Origin of the sequence: uncultured Alistipes sp. (genome assembly GCF_902388705.1) — a bacterium.
GTDB lineage: Bacteria > Bacteroidota > Bacteroidia > Bacteroidales > Rikenellaceae > Alistipes.
Map to the genome: position 1 here is coordinate 1 of NZ_CABMQJ010000008.1, position 15,256 is coordinate 15,256.

Annotated in this window: 11 protein-coding genes; 5 read left to right on the forward strand and 6 right to left on the reverse strand. The window is 60.1% G+C overall.

Annotated elements, in window-relative coordinates; translation table 11 throughout:
* A partial coding sequence (locus QZT71_RS04400; protein WP_295913002.1) for an exodeoxyribonuclease V subunit beta occupies nucleotides 1–2,775 on the reverse strand: 2,775 nt, incomplete at its 3' end.
* Nucleotides 2,776–2,882: 107 nt separating this feature from the next.
* Between QZT71_RS04400 and QZT71_RS04405 the strand changes: the two genes are divergently transcribed.
* The 3 genes from QZT71_RS04405 (at nucleotide 2,883) to QZT71_RS04415 (ending at nucleotide 7,128) form a co-directional block, all read left to right on the forward strand.
* Nucleotides 2,883–3,593: a DUF2807 domain-containing protein gene (locus QZT71_RS04405; protein ID WP_295913005.1), complete on the forward strand. Its 711-nt coding sequence runs from the start codon at nucleotides 2,883–2,885 to the stop codon at nucleotides 3,591–3,593.
* A 78-nt stretch (nucleotides 3,594–3,671) separates the two neighbouring features.
* Complete coding sequence (locus QZT71_RS04410) at nucleotides 3,672–6,554, forward strand: PD-(D/E)XK nuclease family protein (protein WP_295913007.1); 2,883 nt, start codon at nucleotides 3,672–3,674, stop codon at nucleotides 6,552–6,554.
* Between the two features lie 4 nt (nucleotides 6,555–6,558).
* Complete coding sequence (locus tag QZT71_RS04415) at nucleotides 6,559–7,128, forward strand: sugar O-acetyltransferase (protein ID WP_295913009.1); 570 nt, start codon at nucleotides 6,559–6,561, stop codon at nucleotides 7,126–7,128.
* Here QZT71_RS04415 and QZT71_RS04420 read toward each other — a convergent pair whose 3' ends face one another.
* Genes QZT71_RS04420 through QZT71_RS04435 form a run of 4 tightly spaced genes read right to left on the reverse strand, consistent with a single transcriptional unit; the run spans nucleotide 7,129 to nucleotide 10,243 of the window.
* Complete coding sequence (locus tag QZT71_RS04420; RefSeq protein WP_295913012.1) at nucleotides 7,129–7,857, reverse strand: HAD family phosphatase; 729 nt, start codon at nucleotides 7,855–7,857, stop codon at nucleotides 7,129–7,131.
* 6 nt (nucleotides 7,858–7,863) lie between these two features.
* Entirely contained in the window at nucleotides 7,864–8,280 is a 417-nt protein-coding gene (locus QZT71_RS04425) for an MmcQ/YjbR family DNA-binding protein (RefSeq protein ID WP_295913015.1), read from the reverse strand.
* A 12-nt stretch (nucleotides 8,281–8,292) separates the two neighbouring features.
* Nucleotides 8,293–9,243 carry a M23 family metallopeptidase gene (locus QZT71_RS04430; RefSeq protein ID WP_295913018.1) on the reverse strand — a complete coding sequence of 317 codons (951 nt, stop codon included), beginning with the start codon at nucleotides 9,241–9,243 and terminating at the stop codon, nucleotides 8,293–8,295.
* A gap of 1 nt (nucleotide 9,244) precedes the next feature.
* Nucleotides 9,245–10,243 carry a M23 family metallopeptidase gene (locus QZT71_RS04435; RefSeq protein ID WP_295913021.1) on the reverse strand — a complete coding sequence of 333 codons (999 nt, stop codon included), beginning with the start codon at nucleotides 10,241–10,243 and terminating at the stop codon, nucleotides 9,245–9,247.
* 99 nt (nucleotides 10,244–10,342) lie between these two features.
* Here QZT71_RS04435 and alaS point away from each other — a divergent pair, with 99 nt between their 5' ends.
* Together alaS and gpmI are read left to right on the forward strand one after the other, a co-directional pair.
* A complete protein-coding gene (alaS, locus tag QZT71_RS04440) occupies nucleotides 10,343–12,964 on the forward strand; it encodes an alanine--tRNA ligase (protein WP_295913024.1) in 2,622 nt (873 codons plus the stop codon).
* A gap of 133 nt (nucleotides 12,965–13,097) precedes the next feature.
* Nucleotides 13,098–14,624, forward strand: coding sequence for a 2,3-bisphosphoglycerate-independent phosphoglycerate mutase (gpmI, locus tag QZT71_RS04445; RefSeq protein ID WP_295913026.1), 1,527 nt, complete (start codon nucleotides 13,098–13,100; stop codon nucleotides 14,622–14,624).
* A 92-nt stretch (nucleotides 14,625–14,716) separates the two neighbouring features.
* On the opposite strand, the gene QZT71_RS04450 is transcribed toward gpmI, so the two are convergent.
* Nucleotides 14,717–15,175 carry a YbjN domain-containing protein gene (locus QZT71_RS04450; protein ID WP_295913029.1) on the reverse strand — a complete coding sequence of 153 codons (459 nt, stop codon included), beginning with the start codon at nucleotides 15,173–15,175 and terminating at the stop codon, nucleotides 14,717–14,719.
* Nucleotides 15,176–15,256 lie beyond the last annotated feature (81 nt).

The following is a 15,256-nucleotide window of genomic DNA, read 5'->3' on the forward strand; positions in this document are numbered from 1 at the left end:
GCGTATCTGTCCCTCGTCGTCGGCGTTCTCGAACGCCTTGTGCATCAGGATGCCGAAATTGCGGGGCGAGAGCTCCACTTCGTCCTCCTCCTCGAAATAACGCTGCGAGGGAAGCCGCAGCCGCAGGTCGGCGCGGGCCGTAGGGTAGTTTTCCAGTACGACGTGTTCCGCCCCGGAGGCCTTTTCCCCGCCGGCTGCGGGCCCCGTGAATTCCCCGAACTCGAACCGTTCGCCCGCCTCGGTGACGGTATGGCGTCCTTCTGTGCCGTCCAGCAGGGCTTTGCCGTCTTCTGTGCGGATACTTTGCAGCAGCAGTCCTCCTACGGTTTTGCCGCCCTTTTGCGGGATGAACACGTGCAGCGACTCGGCGGCGCGCGTCAGGGCTACGTATAACAGGTTTACGTTGTCCACATGCGAGTAGACCAGTTCGCGGTAGTATTCCGCCGAGAAACCCGACTCGGCCATTGTTTTTTTGAATTTCACCGGGAAGCGTCCGACGGCCCCGGCGTCGCCCTGCGCTTCGGCCCAGACGATGTTGGTGACGTTGCCGCCCGACTTGGGGTCGAGCTGCCACGAGCACCAGGGAATCAGCACCACGCGTTTTTCGAGCCCCTTGGCCTTGTGTATGGTGGTGATTTCGACCGTGCGCTCGCTCTCTTCGACGCTCAACGAGCGGTTGCGACCCTGCTCTTCCCACCAGTCGAGGAACAGGGCGATGTCGGCGATTTTGCTGGCGCAGAAACCGATAATCTGCTCGTGGACGGCCTGCAGGTAGGCAGTCTGGAGCTTGTCGTCCTGCAGGTCGTGGCGCATGACGATTCGCTCGAACGCCTCTTCGGGCGACAGGAGCCGGATGGAGCGGAAGAATGTCCGCTCGTCGTCCGACAGCGCGCGATCGAAGCCGCGGCCGAGGTAGTGGTTGTAGACGGCGCGGTTGAGCGAGTCGTCGGGGTTGAGCGACAGGCGCAGCGCAGCGGCTACGAACGAACTTACCGGGGCGTTGCCTACGATCAGCGCCTCCTGCGTCATCACGTCGAAACGGTAGCGGGGCTCGGTGTTGCGGCGTTTGAAGTCCAGCAGTTCCGACGCGACTTTGGCTCCGTCGGTCGCCCCGCGCACCAGTATCATGATGTCGCACGGCCGGAATCCCCTGTCCAGCACCTCGCAGATGCGCTCCACGACGGGCGGCTGTTCGGCGAAGGTCGATACGGAAACATACCCCGGGAGGCCGCTTCGCCGGCGGGGCGTCTGCGCATGTCCGCGGTAGGCATCGCGCAGCGTGTCGCGCAGCTTTGCGGCCGCAGCCGTGTCCATGTCGCCGCGTGCGGCGGCTTCGTCCAGCGTGTCGTTCAGCGTCCGGTTGTCGGCTTCGACGACGCGGCCGATGATTTTGTTGTTGAAATCCACCACGGCGGGCAGGCTGCGGTAATTCTCCTGGAGGTTGACCAGTTCGGTGTTCTCCGTGCCCAGCGCCTCCTGTGCCTGCGTGTGGAGGATTTTCCAGTCGCCGCCCCGCCAGCGGTAAATCGACTGCTTGATGTCGCCCACGATCAGCACCGAAGTCGCCTCGCTCTGCGACATGGCGTTCTGTAGCAGGGGCAGAAAGTTCTCCCACTCCTTGACCGAGGTGTCCTGGAACTCGTCGATCATGAAGTGCTCGAAACGGTTGCCCACCTTTTCGTAGATGAACGGCGCGTCGTTGTGGCCGATGAACTCCGAGAGTATGTATTTGGTTTCCGAGAGGAGCATCATGTTCTGCTCGTCGCACATTTGCTGTACTTTGGCGTAGAGGTCCGAGAGCAGCGCGAAACTGCGGTAGTTTTCGCGCAGCAAATCGCAGGTGTTCCACGCGCGTATGTTCGTGTCGTACAGGTCGCACATTTCGCGCAGCAGGGGCTGCAGCTGCGGCCGCAGCTTTTGCGACACGCTGCCGGGTTTTCCCCACGCCTCCTCCTTGGTGCAGGCTGCCGCCGCGCGGCTGCCGTAGCGGTCGGGGCTTCCCCCGGCCACGGCGTAGAAATAAGCCGCGAAGCCCGATCCCTTGTAGGGAAAATCGGCGGCGGAAGCGCCCGCCGACGCGATGATTTCCACGGCCTGGGAGGCCGCCTCCTGCATCCGTTTTTTCGTCGCCGCGGCGCGCGCCGTGGCCTCTCCGACGATGCGGCCCAACTCCTCGCGCGAGCGCGCCATCGAAAGGGCGTCCTTGTTCTTCTCCTTGAACAGCTCGCCGCCGAGCGTCAGGATGCCGTCGCGGATGTCCCATTTCTTTCCCTCGTCGATACGCTCCTGCACAAAGTCCGTGAGCCAGCGCTGCAGGTCGCGGTCGGTCGTGATTTGCTCGATGAGCGTGTCGGCGCTTTTGGTCAGCACCGAGGCCGTTTCGATTTCGACGTTGTAATTGAGGTCGATGCCCAGCTCCTTGATGAAGGCGCGCAGGATGCGCTGGAAAAAGGTGTCGATTGTCAGTACCGTGAAACGCGAATAGTCGTGCAGGATTTTCGAGCGGACTTCCTTCGCCCGTTTGCGGACGGTCGCCGCGTCGAGCGACAGCTCGCGGCAGAGGTTTTCGAGGTAGGAGCTCGGCTGCCCCGAAGCCAGCAGGTGGATTTCTTTCAGGATGCGCGATTTCATCTCCTCGGTCGCCTTGTTGGTGAACGTCACGGCGAGGATGTGGCGGTAGATGCCGGGCTGCTCCACCACGTCGCGCACGTATTTGTACGCCAACTGGTAGGTTTTGCCCGATCCGGCACTCGCATTCAGAATTTTCGCTCTCACTGTCCGAAATGTCGTTTTAGGTAGTAAAAGTACAAAACAAATCCCGAACGGCAAGCTGGGGTTCGCAATAATTTTGTAATTTAGCCACGTATTAAAACCGACAAAGTATGAAGAAAATGCTTTTGAGCGCCGTGATGCTGGCTTTTGCCGCATTCGGCTATGCACAGGAGGGAACCGGAGCCGCAGCGGCCACGGAGCGCAACGAATGGCTTCCGACGTTCGAGGCCGTTGCGGTGGACGCCGACCTCGACATTAAGTTCGCCCGGGTTCCCGACACGCAGGCTCCCAAAATCGTATACGACACCAAAGGCTCCTATACCTCGAAATTCCGCGCCGAAGTCCGGGACAAGGTGCTGCGTATCTCCGAAAAGGCCGATTCGCGCCGTCCCGGGCGCACGCAGGTGACGGTCTATTACAATACGCTGCACAGCGTGGCCCTGTCGGGCGCCACGGCCGTGTTCGAAGGGACATTGGATGCCACGCTGCTCGACCTGACCGTCGGCCGCAAGGCTTCGCTGACGGCGAGGCTCGACATACAGGATCTCAAGATGGAACTGACCGGGAACAGCGACGCAACGCTTTCGGGCAAAGTTCGTTACCTGTCGTTGTATGCATCGACGGGCAAGGTCGCCGCTTCGGAGCTGGAGGTGATGTCGGCCGAGGTTAACGCCCAGAGCAAGGCCGATGTGTCGCTGTGGATTACCGACCGTTTCGTGGGCAAGACCACGACCAACGCCCGGATTACCTACAAGGGCAATCCCGCGGTCGTGCGCGGCGGTGCGAAATTCATGGGCGGCGAAATCAGCCGCGTGGAATAATATCTTCAAGGGGCTGCGCATTTTCCCGGCCGGCGGTTCCGGCCGACTGGATGCGTAAAGCCCTGTCTTAACACAGCTATGAAAGGATTTCTGGAGGAGGTCGCGGCGGATTTGTACGCCCGTTACGGTGAGGGATTGTCCGAACGGGCGATACTCTTTCCGTCGCGCCGTGCCCGGCTGTTTTTCGTTGACGCCCTGACGCGCATCGCCGGGAGGCCGATGTGGCAGCCTGAATGGGTGACGATCGACGACCTGATGACCGAAATCTCGGGCCTCCGTGTGGGCGACCGCGTGCGGCTCATCACCGAACTCTACAAAGTCTACTCGCAATACCACGACGAGCCGTTCGACAAGTTCTACTTCTGGGGCGACATGCTTCTGACGGACTTCGATACGATTGACAAATACCTGATTGATGCGCAGATGCTGTTTCGCAACATCTCGGAAATCAAGGAGATCGAAGCCGATATTTCCTACCTGACGCCCGCACAGTTGCGCATACTTTCGTTCTGGTCGTCGCTGGGCGAGGAGGCCGACCTCTCGGAGGAGAAACGCCGTTTTTTGGCGATTTGGAAAACCCTCGGCCCCGTTTACCGCCGGTTCCGCGAGCGGCTCACTGCGCTCGGCATCGCTTACAACGGCATGGTGCAGCGCGCCGCCGCCGACCGTATCCGCGAGGGCGGTTTTTCGTTTCCCGCGCCGCGGCAGTATGTCGTGGCGGGTTTCAACGCCCTGTCGGAGTGCGAAAAACGTCTTTTCGGGTTTCTGGCGACGGCTGCCCAAACCGATTTCTACTGGGATTACGACACCTATTACAAGGACAACCCCGAGCAGGAAGCCGGCATGTTCGTGCGTTCGAACGTGGCGCAGTTTCCGCCACGCGCGGAACTTTCGCACGACAATATGCTGGGCAGCAAGGAGATGACTTCGGTGGCCGCGGTGTCGAACGCCGTGCAGTGCAAGTACGCGGCCTCGCTTCTCGCCGATCTGGCGCGCCGCCGCAGGGCGGAAGACCCCGAAGTCGCTTCGGGCGCGAAGCCGGCGCTGGGCAAGGAAACCGCTGTGGTGCTCACCGACGAGAACCTGCTGCTGCCGCTGCTGTACGCCCTGCCGGCCGACATCGGGCGCGTGAACGTCACGATGGGCTTTCCCCTGCGGCAAAGCCTGGCCTACACGTTCGTCGAGCGCCTTGTGGAGTTGCAGAGCCACCGTCGTAAAAAGGGCGGCGGCTGTACGTTCTACCATGCCGACGTAGCGGGTATCCTTGCCCACCCGTATGTCGCCGAATGCGACGCCGTGCTGACGCGCACGATGCACGAGGAGATCGTTCGCGACCGCCGTATCTCGGTCGATGCCGCATGGCTCGGACAGAACGGACTGCTCCGGCGGATTTTTGCCCCCGCCGCCACGTGGCGCGAGCTGTCCGATTACATGCTGGACGTGATTGCCGCTGTGGCCCGGCAGCCCTACGCGGGCGACGATGCGCGGCAGCGGGTCGAGTTTCTCGCCGTTATCTCCGAGCAAATCACCAAATTGCGCAACTCGCTCGACGAGTGCGACATCGAACTTACGACGGAGGTTTACACCTCGCTCCTGCGCCGCCATTTGCAGACGCTGCGGATTCCGTTCGAGGGCGAGCCGCTGGAGGGAATCCAGATTATGGGTATCCTCGAAACCCGTAACCTCGATTTCGAGCATGTCGTCATCCTCTCGATGAACGACGACAATTTCCCCGGCAACCGCGTTGCACAGGCTTCGTTCATTCCCTACAACCTGCGTGCGGCCTACGAACTGCCCACTCCCGAGCACCACGAGGGCGTTTACGCCTACTATTTCTACCGGCTCATCCAGCGTGCGAAAACCGTGCACATGCTCTATTGCTCGCATGCCGACGACAAATCGACGGGCGAGCCGAGCCGCTATATCTACCAGCTCGACTACGAAAGCGGTTTCGACGTACGCAAGGTCGAGGTGGGGGTGGATGTCAACCTGGCCGAAACGGCGCCGATCGAGGTGGCGAAAGACGAAGCCGTGATGAAACGGCTGGAACGTTTCGTCGATGCCGAAAGTCCTGCGACGCTTTCGCCGACGGCCTTTTTCCGCTACGTGGCCTGTCCGCTGCGCTTCTACTTCCACTCCGTCGCGCGGCTGGAGGCCGACGACGAGATTTCGGAGGAGGTCGACGCCCCGATGTTCGGTACGATTCTCCACGCCGCCGTGCAGCGGATTTATGCCCGCATCGTGGGGGAGGAGCGTCCCGGCGAAACCCTGCGGGCCCTGATTCGTACGGGCGGGGTGGCCGAAGCCGTCGAGGCGGCCATCAACGAAAACTACCTGCAGGACGAACATGCCTCGGCCGAGGATTATACGGGCAACCTGCTGCTGGTGAAAGACATCGTCACGCGCTACCTGCGGGGCGGGGTGATGCCCTATGATGCCGCGCACGACGCTTTCGTTGTGTCGGGATTGGAGGAGCCGGTGGCCTACCCGTTCCGGTTCGATGCCGGAGGGCGGGTCTTGGAGATTAAGTTCGCCGGCATCGCCGACCGTATCGACACGCTGGACGACGGGACGCTGCGGGTCGTGGATTACAAGACCGGCGCTCCGCACCTCGAATTCGACGGTGTAGAGAGCCTCTTTACGGGTACGGGCAAACAGCGTCTTTCGAATATCCTGCAAACGCTGCTCTACTCGATGATGCTGTACCACACGCGCGGTCGCGACGTGGAACCGGCGCTCTACTATGTCCGCAACATGAACCGTCCCGACTATTCGCCCCGGCTCGCCGACAAACAGCTGGGCGTGTGCGGGGGCCGCTATACGCTCTACCGCGAACGGTTCGAGGAGTTGCTGCGCACGCAGCTCGCCGGGCTTTACGACCCTGCGGAGCCGTTTCGGCAGTGCGAGGACGCCGACACCTGCAAATACTGCGACTTCAATATAATATGCAAACGGGCGTAAGGATATGAAAACCGAAAAGGAGAAGATGCTGGCGGGTGAAATCTATGATTGTTCCGCGCCCGAATTGTGGGAGCGCTGGCATCTGGCAAAACGGCTGCAGTGGGAATACAACAATACACCCTCCGATGATGCCGGGCGGTTGTCGGGGCTGCTGGACCGGCTTCTCGGATCGCGTGGCGAGCATGTCTGGATTTCCGCGCCGTTCCTGGTGGATTACGGTGAAAATATCCATCTGGGCCATCATGTCGAAATCAATATGGATTGTGTTTTTCTGGATTGCAACCGGATAACAATCGGCGATTATACGGGTATAGGGCCGGGTGTGCACATCTATACCGTTTTTCATCCGACAGACCCCGGGGAGCGCAGGTCGGCGAACGGCCCATTCTGGAATTCGGCAGCCCTGCCTGTTACGATTGGTAATAACGTTTGGGTTGGTGGCCGGAGCGTAATTCTTCCCGGTGTGACCATCGGCGACGGAACGACTATCGGCGCCGGAAGTGTCGTAACACGCTCGATTCCCGCGCGTGTCGTTGCCGCGGGCAACCCCTGTCGGGTTATTCGGCATCTGTAATCAAAGCGTCACTTTGAAATAGCCCGCTCCGCTGCGGCGGGCCGCTTCGAGTCCGATTTCGGAATCTTCGAAGATGAGGGTTTCGCGCGGCGTGCAGCCCTCGCGGCGCATGGCTTCCAGGAAGCAGTCCGGTGCCGGCTTGCTGTGTGCGACGTCGGCGCCCGAGAGGATGCCGTCCACGGCGCCGTTCGGCCCCTCGTCCGGCGCAGGTTTCGTCGCCGTATCCGGGATTGCCGCATCCCATCCCGCTGCATCGCTGCCCGTAATACTTGCATCGGCCGTACCTGTGCAGGCCTTACCCGTACCTTTCCCGACAGCCTCGGCCGGAGCGGTTTCCCGGCTCCGTCGCCCCGCTACCGAGATGCCCAGATGGCGCATGGCGTTGTCGATATTGGCGCGGCTGCCCGTCGAAACGATCCATACGCGTCCGCCCTGTGCGCGGAACTGCCGGCAGAACTCCCACAGCGGGCGGTTGAGCCGCACGGTGTCGAAAAACGTGGGGTAGAGCGCGATTTTGCGCAGCCGCAGCCGCTCGCGCTCTGCCGGGTCGGCAATGCCGAAGTGTGTCAGGAACTCGTCGCACCGCATGCCGAAATACTTTGCCGCATACTCCTCCTCGGTGAGCGCGTATCCGGCTTCGCGCAGCGTTGCGACGTAGGCCAGCGTGTTGGCCCGGCGCGTGTCGGCCAGCGTGCCGTCGAAATCGAGCAGGATGAGGCGGATTTGCATGACGGGTTATTTTTTTGCGGCCAGTTCGTAGCTGCGGGCGATCAGTGGGGCGATTTCCCCGAAGGGTACGCTCCCGTCCAGCCGCACGGTGAGCCACGTGCGTTTGTTCATGTGGTAACCGGGGAAGTAATGTTCGAAGTCCAGCAGCCGCGCCATGGTTTCCGCATCGGCCCGGATGTCGAGTATCTCCATCCGCTCGGCTTCCGGGAAACCGAGTTTATCGGCTCCTATCGTCAATATTGCGGCATACCACCTGGCGTTGTCCCGCCTGCGGAAAACGGCGTAATCGGGAAATTTCTCCCACAGGAATTCCGGTTCGTCGCCCCATGTGGCGCGTATATGGCGGATTGTGCGGAGCGTTGTTTCGCTGCGGAAAATTTCTTCGCGTGCGAAGCCGAAATCCTCTTTCCAATCGTTTGCCATGCCCTTGTGTTTTTAATCGAACGACTGCATGCCCGACTGTGCGATGCGCATCAGCCGCTGGTATTCGGTGGGCGACAGTTCCATGAAGAAGTAATGAATCGGGTCTACGCGCATGCCGTTGTAGCGCACCTCGTAGTGGAGGTGGGGCGCCAGCGAGAGGCCCGTGTCGCCCGAGAGTGCGATGATGTCGCCCCGGCGCACCTGCTGGCCCTTGCGGACATTGATTTTCGACAGGTGGCTGTACGAGGTTTCGTAGCCGTTGCCGTGGTCGATTACCACGGTCTGTCCCGAAGTGGAGTTGCGCAGCGCCACGTCGCGCACCACGCCGTCGGCCGTGGCGAAGACGCGCGATCCCTCGGGAATGGTGTAATCCACGCCCTGGTGCGATTGCAGCGTCTTGTAGAACGGGTGGATACGCATGCCGTACGAAGCCGTAAGCAGTGTCAGCTGTTTGTTTATCACGGGCTGGATCGACGGGATGTTGTCGCACCTGCGGCCTGCCGAGTCGATGCGTGCCTGCAGGTCGAGGTAGGTGTCGTTCAGTTCGTCGAGCCGCCGCTCCATTTCGGCGACGCGTTCGCGCAACTCGAGTTTGAGGCGGCGCGACGAGCGGTTGAAGATATTTTCGTAGGTCGTGGCCTGCTTGCGTTCGTACTCCGAATCGAAATCGTACGGGTCGGACTCGAAGAGGATGCGGAAGACGTTGCGGTCGCGCTCCGAGAGGTTGCGGAGTACCGTGGAGAGCGAGTCGTAACGTTGCGTAAGGGCCGTATATTCCTTGTTCAGGCGGTCTGTCGAATGTTTGAGCTCGTACTCCACGGGCGTGTCGAAGAAGAGCGAGAAGCCGAGGTAGTAAAGCACGGCGACACCGCTCCATACGAAGAAGTGCACCGTTATGCGTATGATGTTCTGTTTGCGGCGCTTACGCCTGCGGAGCCGCTCCAGATCCTTTTTTCCTGCCATCTTACAGCTTTTCGAAGTTGGTGTCGCGCATGTTCTCCATCAGGGCGTCGTACTCCTCGGCGGTCATGTTGCGGTTGAAATAGTTGATCGGGTTCACCGGCACGCCCTTGTGAATTACCTCGTAGTGGAGGTGTGGGCCCGTGGAGATACCCGTGTTGCCTGTTTCGGCGATGATTTGTCCGCGGGTTACCCGCTCGCCGGGTTTCACCAGGATTTTGCTCAAATGTGCATAGCGGGTTTTGTATCCGAATTCGTGGTTCAGCAGTACCATATGGCCGTATCCGCCGTTGCCGGCCGTCGAGGCCGTTTCCACCGTGGCGTCGCCCGTGGCGTAGACCGGCGTGCCGCGGTCGCAGCCGAAGTCGATTCCCTTGTGGGGGCGGATGTATCCCAGCACGGGATGCACGCGCCGCATGTTGAAGGCGCCGATGTGGTTGTTGTGCAGCGCCGAACGGTCGATGGGCCAGATGGCCGGAATCGCCGTCGACATCTTCTCCTTGTCCATCGAGAGCGACTGCAGTTCGTCGAACGACACCGATTCGAGGTAGAGCATGCGGGCCAATGCGTCGAGCTGTTTCCAGGTGCCGACCATCAGCGGGGCGTAGTCATCCTCGGCCAGCGCGGCGTATTTGGTGTCGGGGTAGGGCTGCCACACCCCGTCGATGGACATCGTGTCGGTCGAGAAGAGCGAACGGTAGACGTAATTGTCGCGGTGGCGGATTTCATCCACGCGCCGCTGCGAGGTGCGTATGCGTTCCTGCAGGATGCGGTATTTGATTACCAGGTCGCGGTTCTCGCGGATGATGCGGTACATCTTCGGGGTGTAGAAAAAGTACGAGAAGAGCACGTTGGCAATCGAAACGAGGATGAAACCGATGAGTATCTTGCGGATAAGGCGGTAGGTACGCAGGCGGAACGGGGCGGTGACCACGTCGTGCGTCAGCGCCTGCGCTTCATGCGTCAGCGCCTGCGTGTCGAATCTCTGCCCTTTTTGCTTCATCCCGGAAAAAACTGCTGCTAATAGGATGCAAATTTAACTTTAATTGTGTAATTTTGCAACCCGAAATCAAGAACGAAGAAATTAGGTAAAATCTTATATATGGAATCGAATAAAATTCGCCGGGCCTTTCTGGACTTCTTCGAAAGCAAGGGCCATGTGATCGTGCCGTCGGCGCCGATGGTCGTCAAGGGTGATCCCACACTGATGTTCACCAATGCGGGTATGAACCAGTTCAAGGACATTTTCCTGGGCAATGCGCCCCGCAAGTACCCGCGTGCGGCCGACACCCAGAAGTGCCTGCGCGTGTCGGGCAAGCATAACGATTTGGAGGAGGTGGGCCACGATACCTACCACCACACGATGTTCGAGATGCTGGGCAACTGGTCGTACGGCGACTATTTCAAGAAAGAGGCTATCGAGTGGGCGTGGGAGCTGCTTAACGGCGTTTACAAACTGCCTGCCGAGCGCATGTACGCCACCGTTTTCGAGGGCTCGGAGGAGGACGGCGTTCCGTTCGATCAGGAGGCTTACGATTACTGGAAACAGTTCCTGCCCGAGGATCACATCATTCGCGGCAACAAGCACGACAATTTCTGGGAAATGGGCGAAACGGGTCCCTGCGGCCCCTGCTCGGAAATCCATTTCGATTTGCGCGACGAGGCGGAGATCGCCGCCAAGCCCGGCCGCGAGATGGTCAATGCGAGCCATCCGCAGGTGATTGAGATCTGGAACCTCGTGTTCATGCAGTTCAACCGCAAGGCCAACGGCTCGCTCGAGGAGCTTCCGGCGCGCAACGTCGACACCGGTATGGGCTTCGAGCGCCTGTGCATGATTCTGCAGGGCAAGAAATCGAACTACGATACCGATGTGTTCCAGCCTACGATTCAGCGCATTTCGCAGCTCTCGGGCAAAAAATACGGCGAGGATGCGAAAGCCGACGTGGCGATGCGCGTCATCGCCGACCACCTGCGCGCCATCGCGTTTTCGATTGCCGACGGCCAGCTGCCGTCGAACGTCAAGGCCGGTTACGTCATCCGCCGCATCCTGCGCCGCGCCGTGCGTTACGGCTACACCTACCTCGGATTTACCGAGCCTACGCTCTGCAAACTCGTGCCGGGGCTGGTGGAGCAGATGGGCGGCCAGTTCCCCGAGCTGAAGGCGCAGCAGTCGCTCATTGAAAAGGTCATCGAGGAGGAGGAGGCTTCGTTCCTGCGTACGCTGGCCACGGGTATCAACCTGCTGGACGGCGTAATCGAGAAGACCAAGAACGGGGGCCGGGCGTTGATTTCAGGCGCGGATGCGTTCGAACTCTACGACACGTTCGGTTTCCCGATCGACCTCACGGAGCTGATTGCCCGCGAGCAGGGCGTCGGTGTGGATCTGGCGGCTTTCGAAAAGGAGCTGCAGGCCCAGAAGGAGCGTTCGCGCAACGCCGCGGCCGTCGACACCGACGACTGGGTGGAGCTGTTCCCCATCAAGGAGAGCGTATTTACGGGATACGACACGCTGACCGAGCAGGTGAAAATCGCGCGCTACCGCCGCGTTACCTCCAAAAACAAGACTTCCTACCAGTTGGTTTTCGACCGCACGCCGTTCTACGGCAATTCGGGCGGACAGATCGGTGACATTGGCTATATCGAGAACGCCAACGAACGCATCGCGGTCGTGGCTACCGAAAAGGAGAACGGCCTGATTATCCATATCGTCAGGGAGCTGCCCGAGAATCCCGCAGCCGGGTTCACGGCCGTCGTGGATGCCGAAAAGCGCCAGGCTGCGGCCAACAACCACACGGCGACGCACCTCATGCACGAGGCGCTGCGCAAGGTGCTGGGGCAGCATGTCGAGCAGAAAGGCTCGATGGTGACGCCCGAGATGCTGCGTTTCGACTTCTCGCATTTCCAGAAGATGACTCCCGCGGAGCTGCGCGAGGTCGAGAGGCTCGTCAACCGCGCCGTCCGTGCCAACTATCCGCTGGAGGAGAACCGCGAGGCTACCAAGGAGGAGGCCGAGAAATGCGGCGCCATGATGCTCTTCGGCGAGAAATACGGCGACAAGGTGCGCATGGTGCGCTTCGGTTCGTCTGTCGAGCTTTGCGGCGGTACGCACACCAGCGCCACGGGTAACATCGGTTTCTTCAAGATACTGAATGAAAGCGCTATTTCGGCGGGCGTGCGCCGCATCGAGGCCGTTACGGGCGAGCAGGCCGAGAAGATTATCTATGCGGCCGAGGATACGATGCGCGACATCGGCGAGTATTTCCACAATTCGCAGGTGCTGCAGGCCGTGAAGAAGATGTTCGAGAGCAACGAAGCGCTGTCGAAAGAGGTCGAGGCCATGCGCCGCGAGCAGGTCGCGCAGTGGGCCGAGAAAATCATCGCCTCGACACCCGAACGCCGCGGCGTGCAGCTCATCGCCACGCAGACCGACCGTTCGCCCGATTTCGTCAAGGATTTAGCCTACAACCTGCGCGCCCGCTCTGCGAAGCTGGTATTCGTGCAGGGTGCGGTCAACGATGGCAAACCGATGCTGACGGTGATGCTCGGCGACGAAATCACGGCCCAGGGCGTGAATGCCGGGGCCGTGGTGCGCGAAGCCGCGAAACTGATGCAGGGCGGCGGCGGAGGCCAGAATTTCTTCGCCACGGCCGGCGGTAAGAATCCCGACGGGTTGCAGGCCGCCATCGACAAGGCCGTCGAACTGATTATGGCGCAGCTGCACTGATTGGTAGCTTCGTGCGGAAAAGGGTTGCGGTGCAGCGAGTTCCTTCTGCACGGGCGGTTCAGGAATACGGCGAAGGGCTGCTGCGAAGGCGGCCGTGAGTGAAATAAATGAAGATATTATAAAACGAAAGAATATGAATAACAAGGTATTGCTTATGATTCTGGATGGCTGGGGCAACGGCCGCCACGATAAGGCCGATGTCATTTCGACCGTCCACCCCGAATACATTTCGGCCATGACGGCGAAATATCCCCATGCCCAGCTGCGCACCGACGGCGAAAATGTCGGACTGCCCGACGGACAGATGGGTAATTCGGAGGTCGGCCACCTCAATATCGGCGCAGGCCGGGTCGTTTACCAGGACTTGGTGAAAATCAACCGCGCCTGCCGCGACAACTCGATTATGGAGAATCCCGAAGTCAAGGCGGCGTTCGAATATGCGAAGAAGAACGGCGTGAACATGCACTTCATGGGCCTCGTTTCGGACGGCGGTGTGCACTCGTCGCTCGAGCACCTCTTCAAACTGTGCGACATTTCGGCGGCCTACGGCCTCGAAAATACCTTCGTACACTGCTTCATGGACGGCCGCGATACCGACCCGCACAGCGGTAAGGGCTTTATCGCCGACCTGGAGAAGCACCTCGCTTCGACCACGGGCAAAATCGCTACGGTAATCGGCCGTTACTACGCCATGGACCGCGACAAGCGCTGGGAACGCGTCAAAATCGCTTACGACGCGCTGGTCAACGGCGTGGGCGAGCGTTCGTCGGACATGGTCGAAGCCGTGCAGAAATCGTACGACGAGGACGTTACCGACGAATTCATCAAGCCTTTCGTACGTATCGACGAGAACGGACAGCCCGTCGGCATGATTCGTCCGAACGACGTGGTGATTTTCTTCAACTACCGTAACGACCGTGCCAAGGAGCTGACCATCGTGCTGACGCAGGAGGACATGCCCGCCGAGGGAATGCATACCATGCCGCTCTACTACTGCTGCATGACGCCCTATGACGCCAAATTTACGGGGCTCCACATCCTTTTCGACAAGGAGAACGTGCCCAACACCATCGGCGAATACGTTTCGAAGCAGGGGCTGCAGCAGCTGCGCATCGCCGAAACCGAGAAGTACGCCCACGTGACGTTCTTCCTGAACGGCGGCCGGGAGGAGAAATTCGCCGGTGAGGAGCGCATCCTCGTGGCTTCGCCGAAAGTCGCCACCTACGACCTGCAGCCCGAGATGAGCGCACCCGAAGTCGCCGACAAACTGGTCGCCGCACTCGGCGAGCAGAAGTTCGACTTCATCTGCCTGAACTTCGCCAACGGCGACATGGTGGGCCATACGGGCATTTACGAGGCCATCGTGAAGGCCGTCAAGGCTGTCGACGGATGTGTCGCCAAAGTCGTCGAGGCGGCCAAGGCCAACGGCTACGAGGTCGTCATGATTGCCGACCACGGCAATGCCGACAATGCCGTCAATGCGGACGGTTCGCCCAATACGGCGCACTCGCTCAATCCCGTGCCCATCGTGGTCGTGTCCGACCGTGTGAAGTCGGTGCATGACGGTATCCTGGCCGATGTTGCGCCTACGGTTCTCAAGCTGATGGGGCTGGAGCAGCCGGCCGAGATGTCCGGCAAGGCGCTCGTGGAGATGAAATAACCCGAAATCCGGTATATGATAATCCCGCACCGACAAGGTGCGGGATTTTTGTTCTCGGCCGGGGCTGCGGCTATGCCCCTGCGTGCTTTGCGTTACTCTTCTGTGACCGTGTTGTTGAAGACGTCGACCCATCCGGGCAGAAGCCGCAGGGCGTGCGACATCTGGTATTCGGTGTTAGCCCGGCTGTCGGTGATGAACTCCATCGCCACCGTGAAGACGTTTTCTTCGCCGTTCCGGTAAGCCGAGCATTTGCAGACGAATTTGTTCTGGTTCATGTCGTTGGCAATCTCCAGCAGTTTTTCGTAGGGGGCCTCCGTGCTGAAGTTCGCCATCACTTCCACATAGGCGTAGTTTTCGTCCGCGATTTGTTTTACGATGGTGTAGTAGAGGACTCCCTGGACTTTGAACTGAATGTCCGAATCCTCGTCGAGGGACGGGACGTAGCCTTCGCGTTTGAGGAAAGCGAGAATGTCGTTCTGGACGGTCTGCTGGGCGAAGAGCGCCGGAGCGGTGCCGAGCAGCAGGAGCAGGGCGAGTGTGAGTTTCTTCATATCGGGTTATTTTTGGGGGTGTGACGAACAAAGATAGTTAAATTTCCGGCTCTTTGTCGGCATTGTCGGTAAATCGGAAAA

Coding starts and splice junctions, on each gene's coding strand:
- QZT71_RS04405 (WP_295913005.1), top strand. CDS start 2,883: ATGAAGAAAATGCTTTTGAGCGCCGTGATGCTGGCTTTTGCCGCATTC.
- QZT71_RS04410 (WP_295913007.1), top strand. CDS start 3,672: ATGAAAGGATTTCTGGAGGAGGTCGCGGCGGATTTGTACGCCCGTTAC.
- QZT71_RS04415 (WP_295913009.1), top strand. CDS start 6,559: ATGAAAACCGAAAAGGAGAAGATGCTGGCGGGTGAAATCTATGATTGT.
- QZT71_RS04420 (WP_295913012.1), bottom strand. CDS start 7,857: ATGCAAATCCGCCTCATCCTGCTCGATTTCGACGGCACGCTGGCCGAC.
- QZT71_RS04425 (WP_295913015.1), bottom strand. CDS start 8,280: ATGGCAAACGATTGGAAAGAGGATTTCGGCTTCGCACGCGAAGAAATT.
- QZT71_RS04430 (WP_295913018.1), bottom strand. CDS start 9,243: ATGGCAGGAAAAAAGGATCTGGAGCGGCTCCGCAGGCGTAAGCGCCGC.
- QZT71_RS04435 (WP_295913021.1), bottom strand. CDS start 10,243: ATGAAGCAAAAAGGGCAGAGATTCGACACGCAGGCGCTGACGCATGAA.
- alaS (WP_295913024.1), top strand. CDS start 10,343: ATGGAATCGAATAAAATTCGCCGGGCCTTTCTGGACTTCTTCGAAAGC.
- gpmI (WP_295913026.1), top strand. CDS start 13,098: ATGAATAACAAGGTATTGCTTATGATTCTGGATGGCTGGGGCAACGGC.
- QZT71_RS04450 (WP_295913029.1), bottom strand. CDS start 15,175: ATGAAGAAACTCACACTCGCCCTGCTCCTGCTGCTCGGCACCGCTCCG.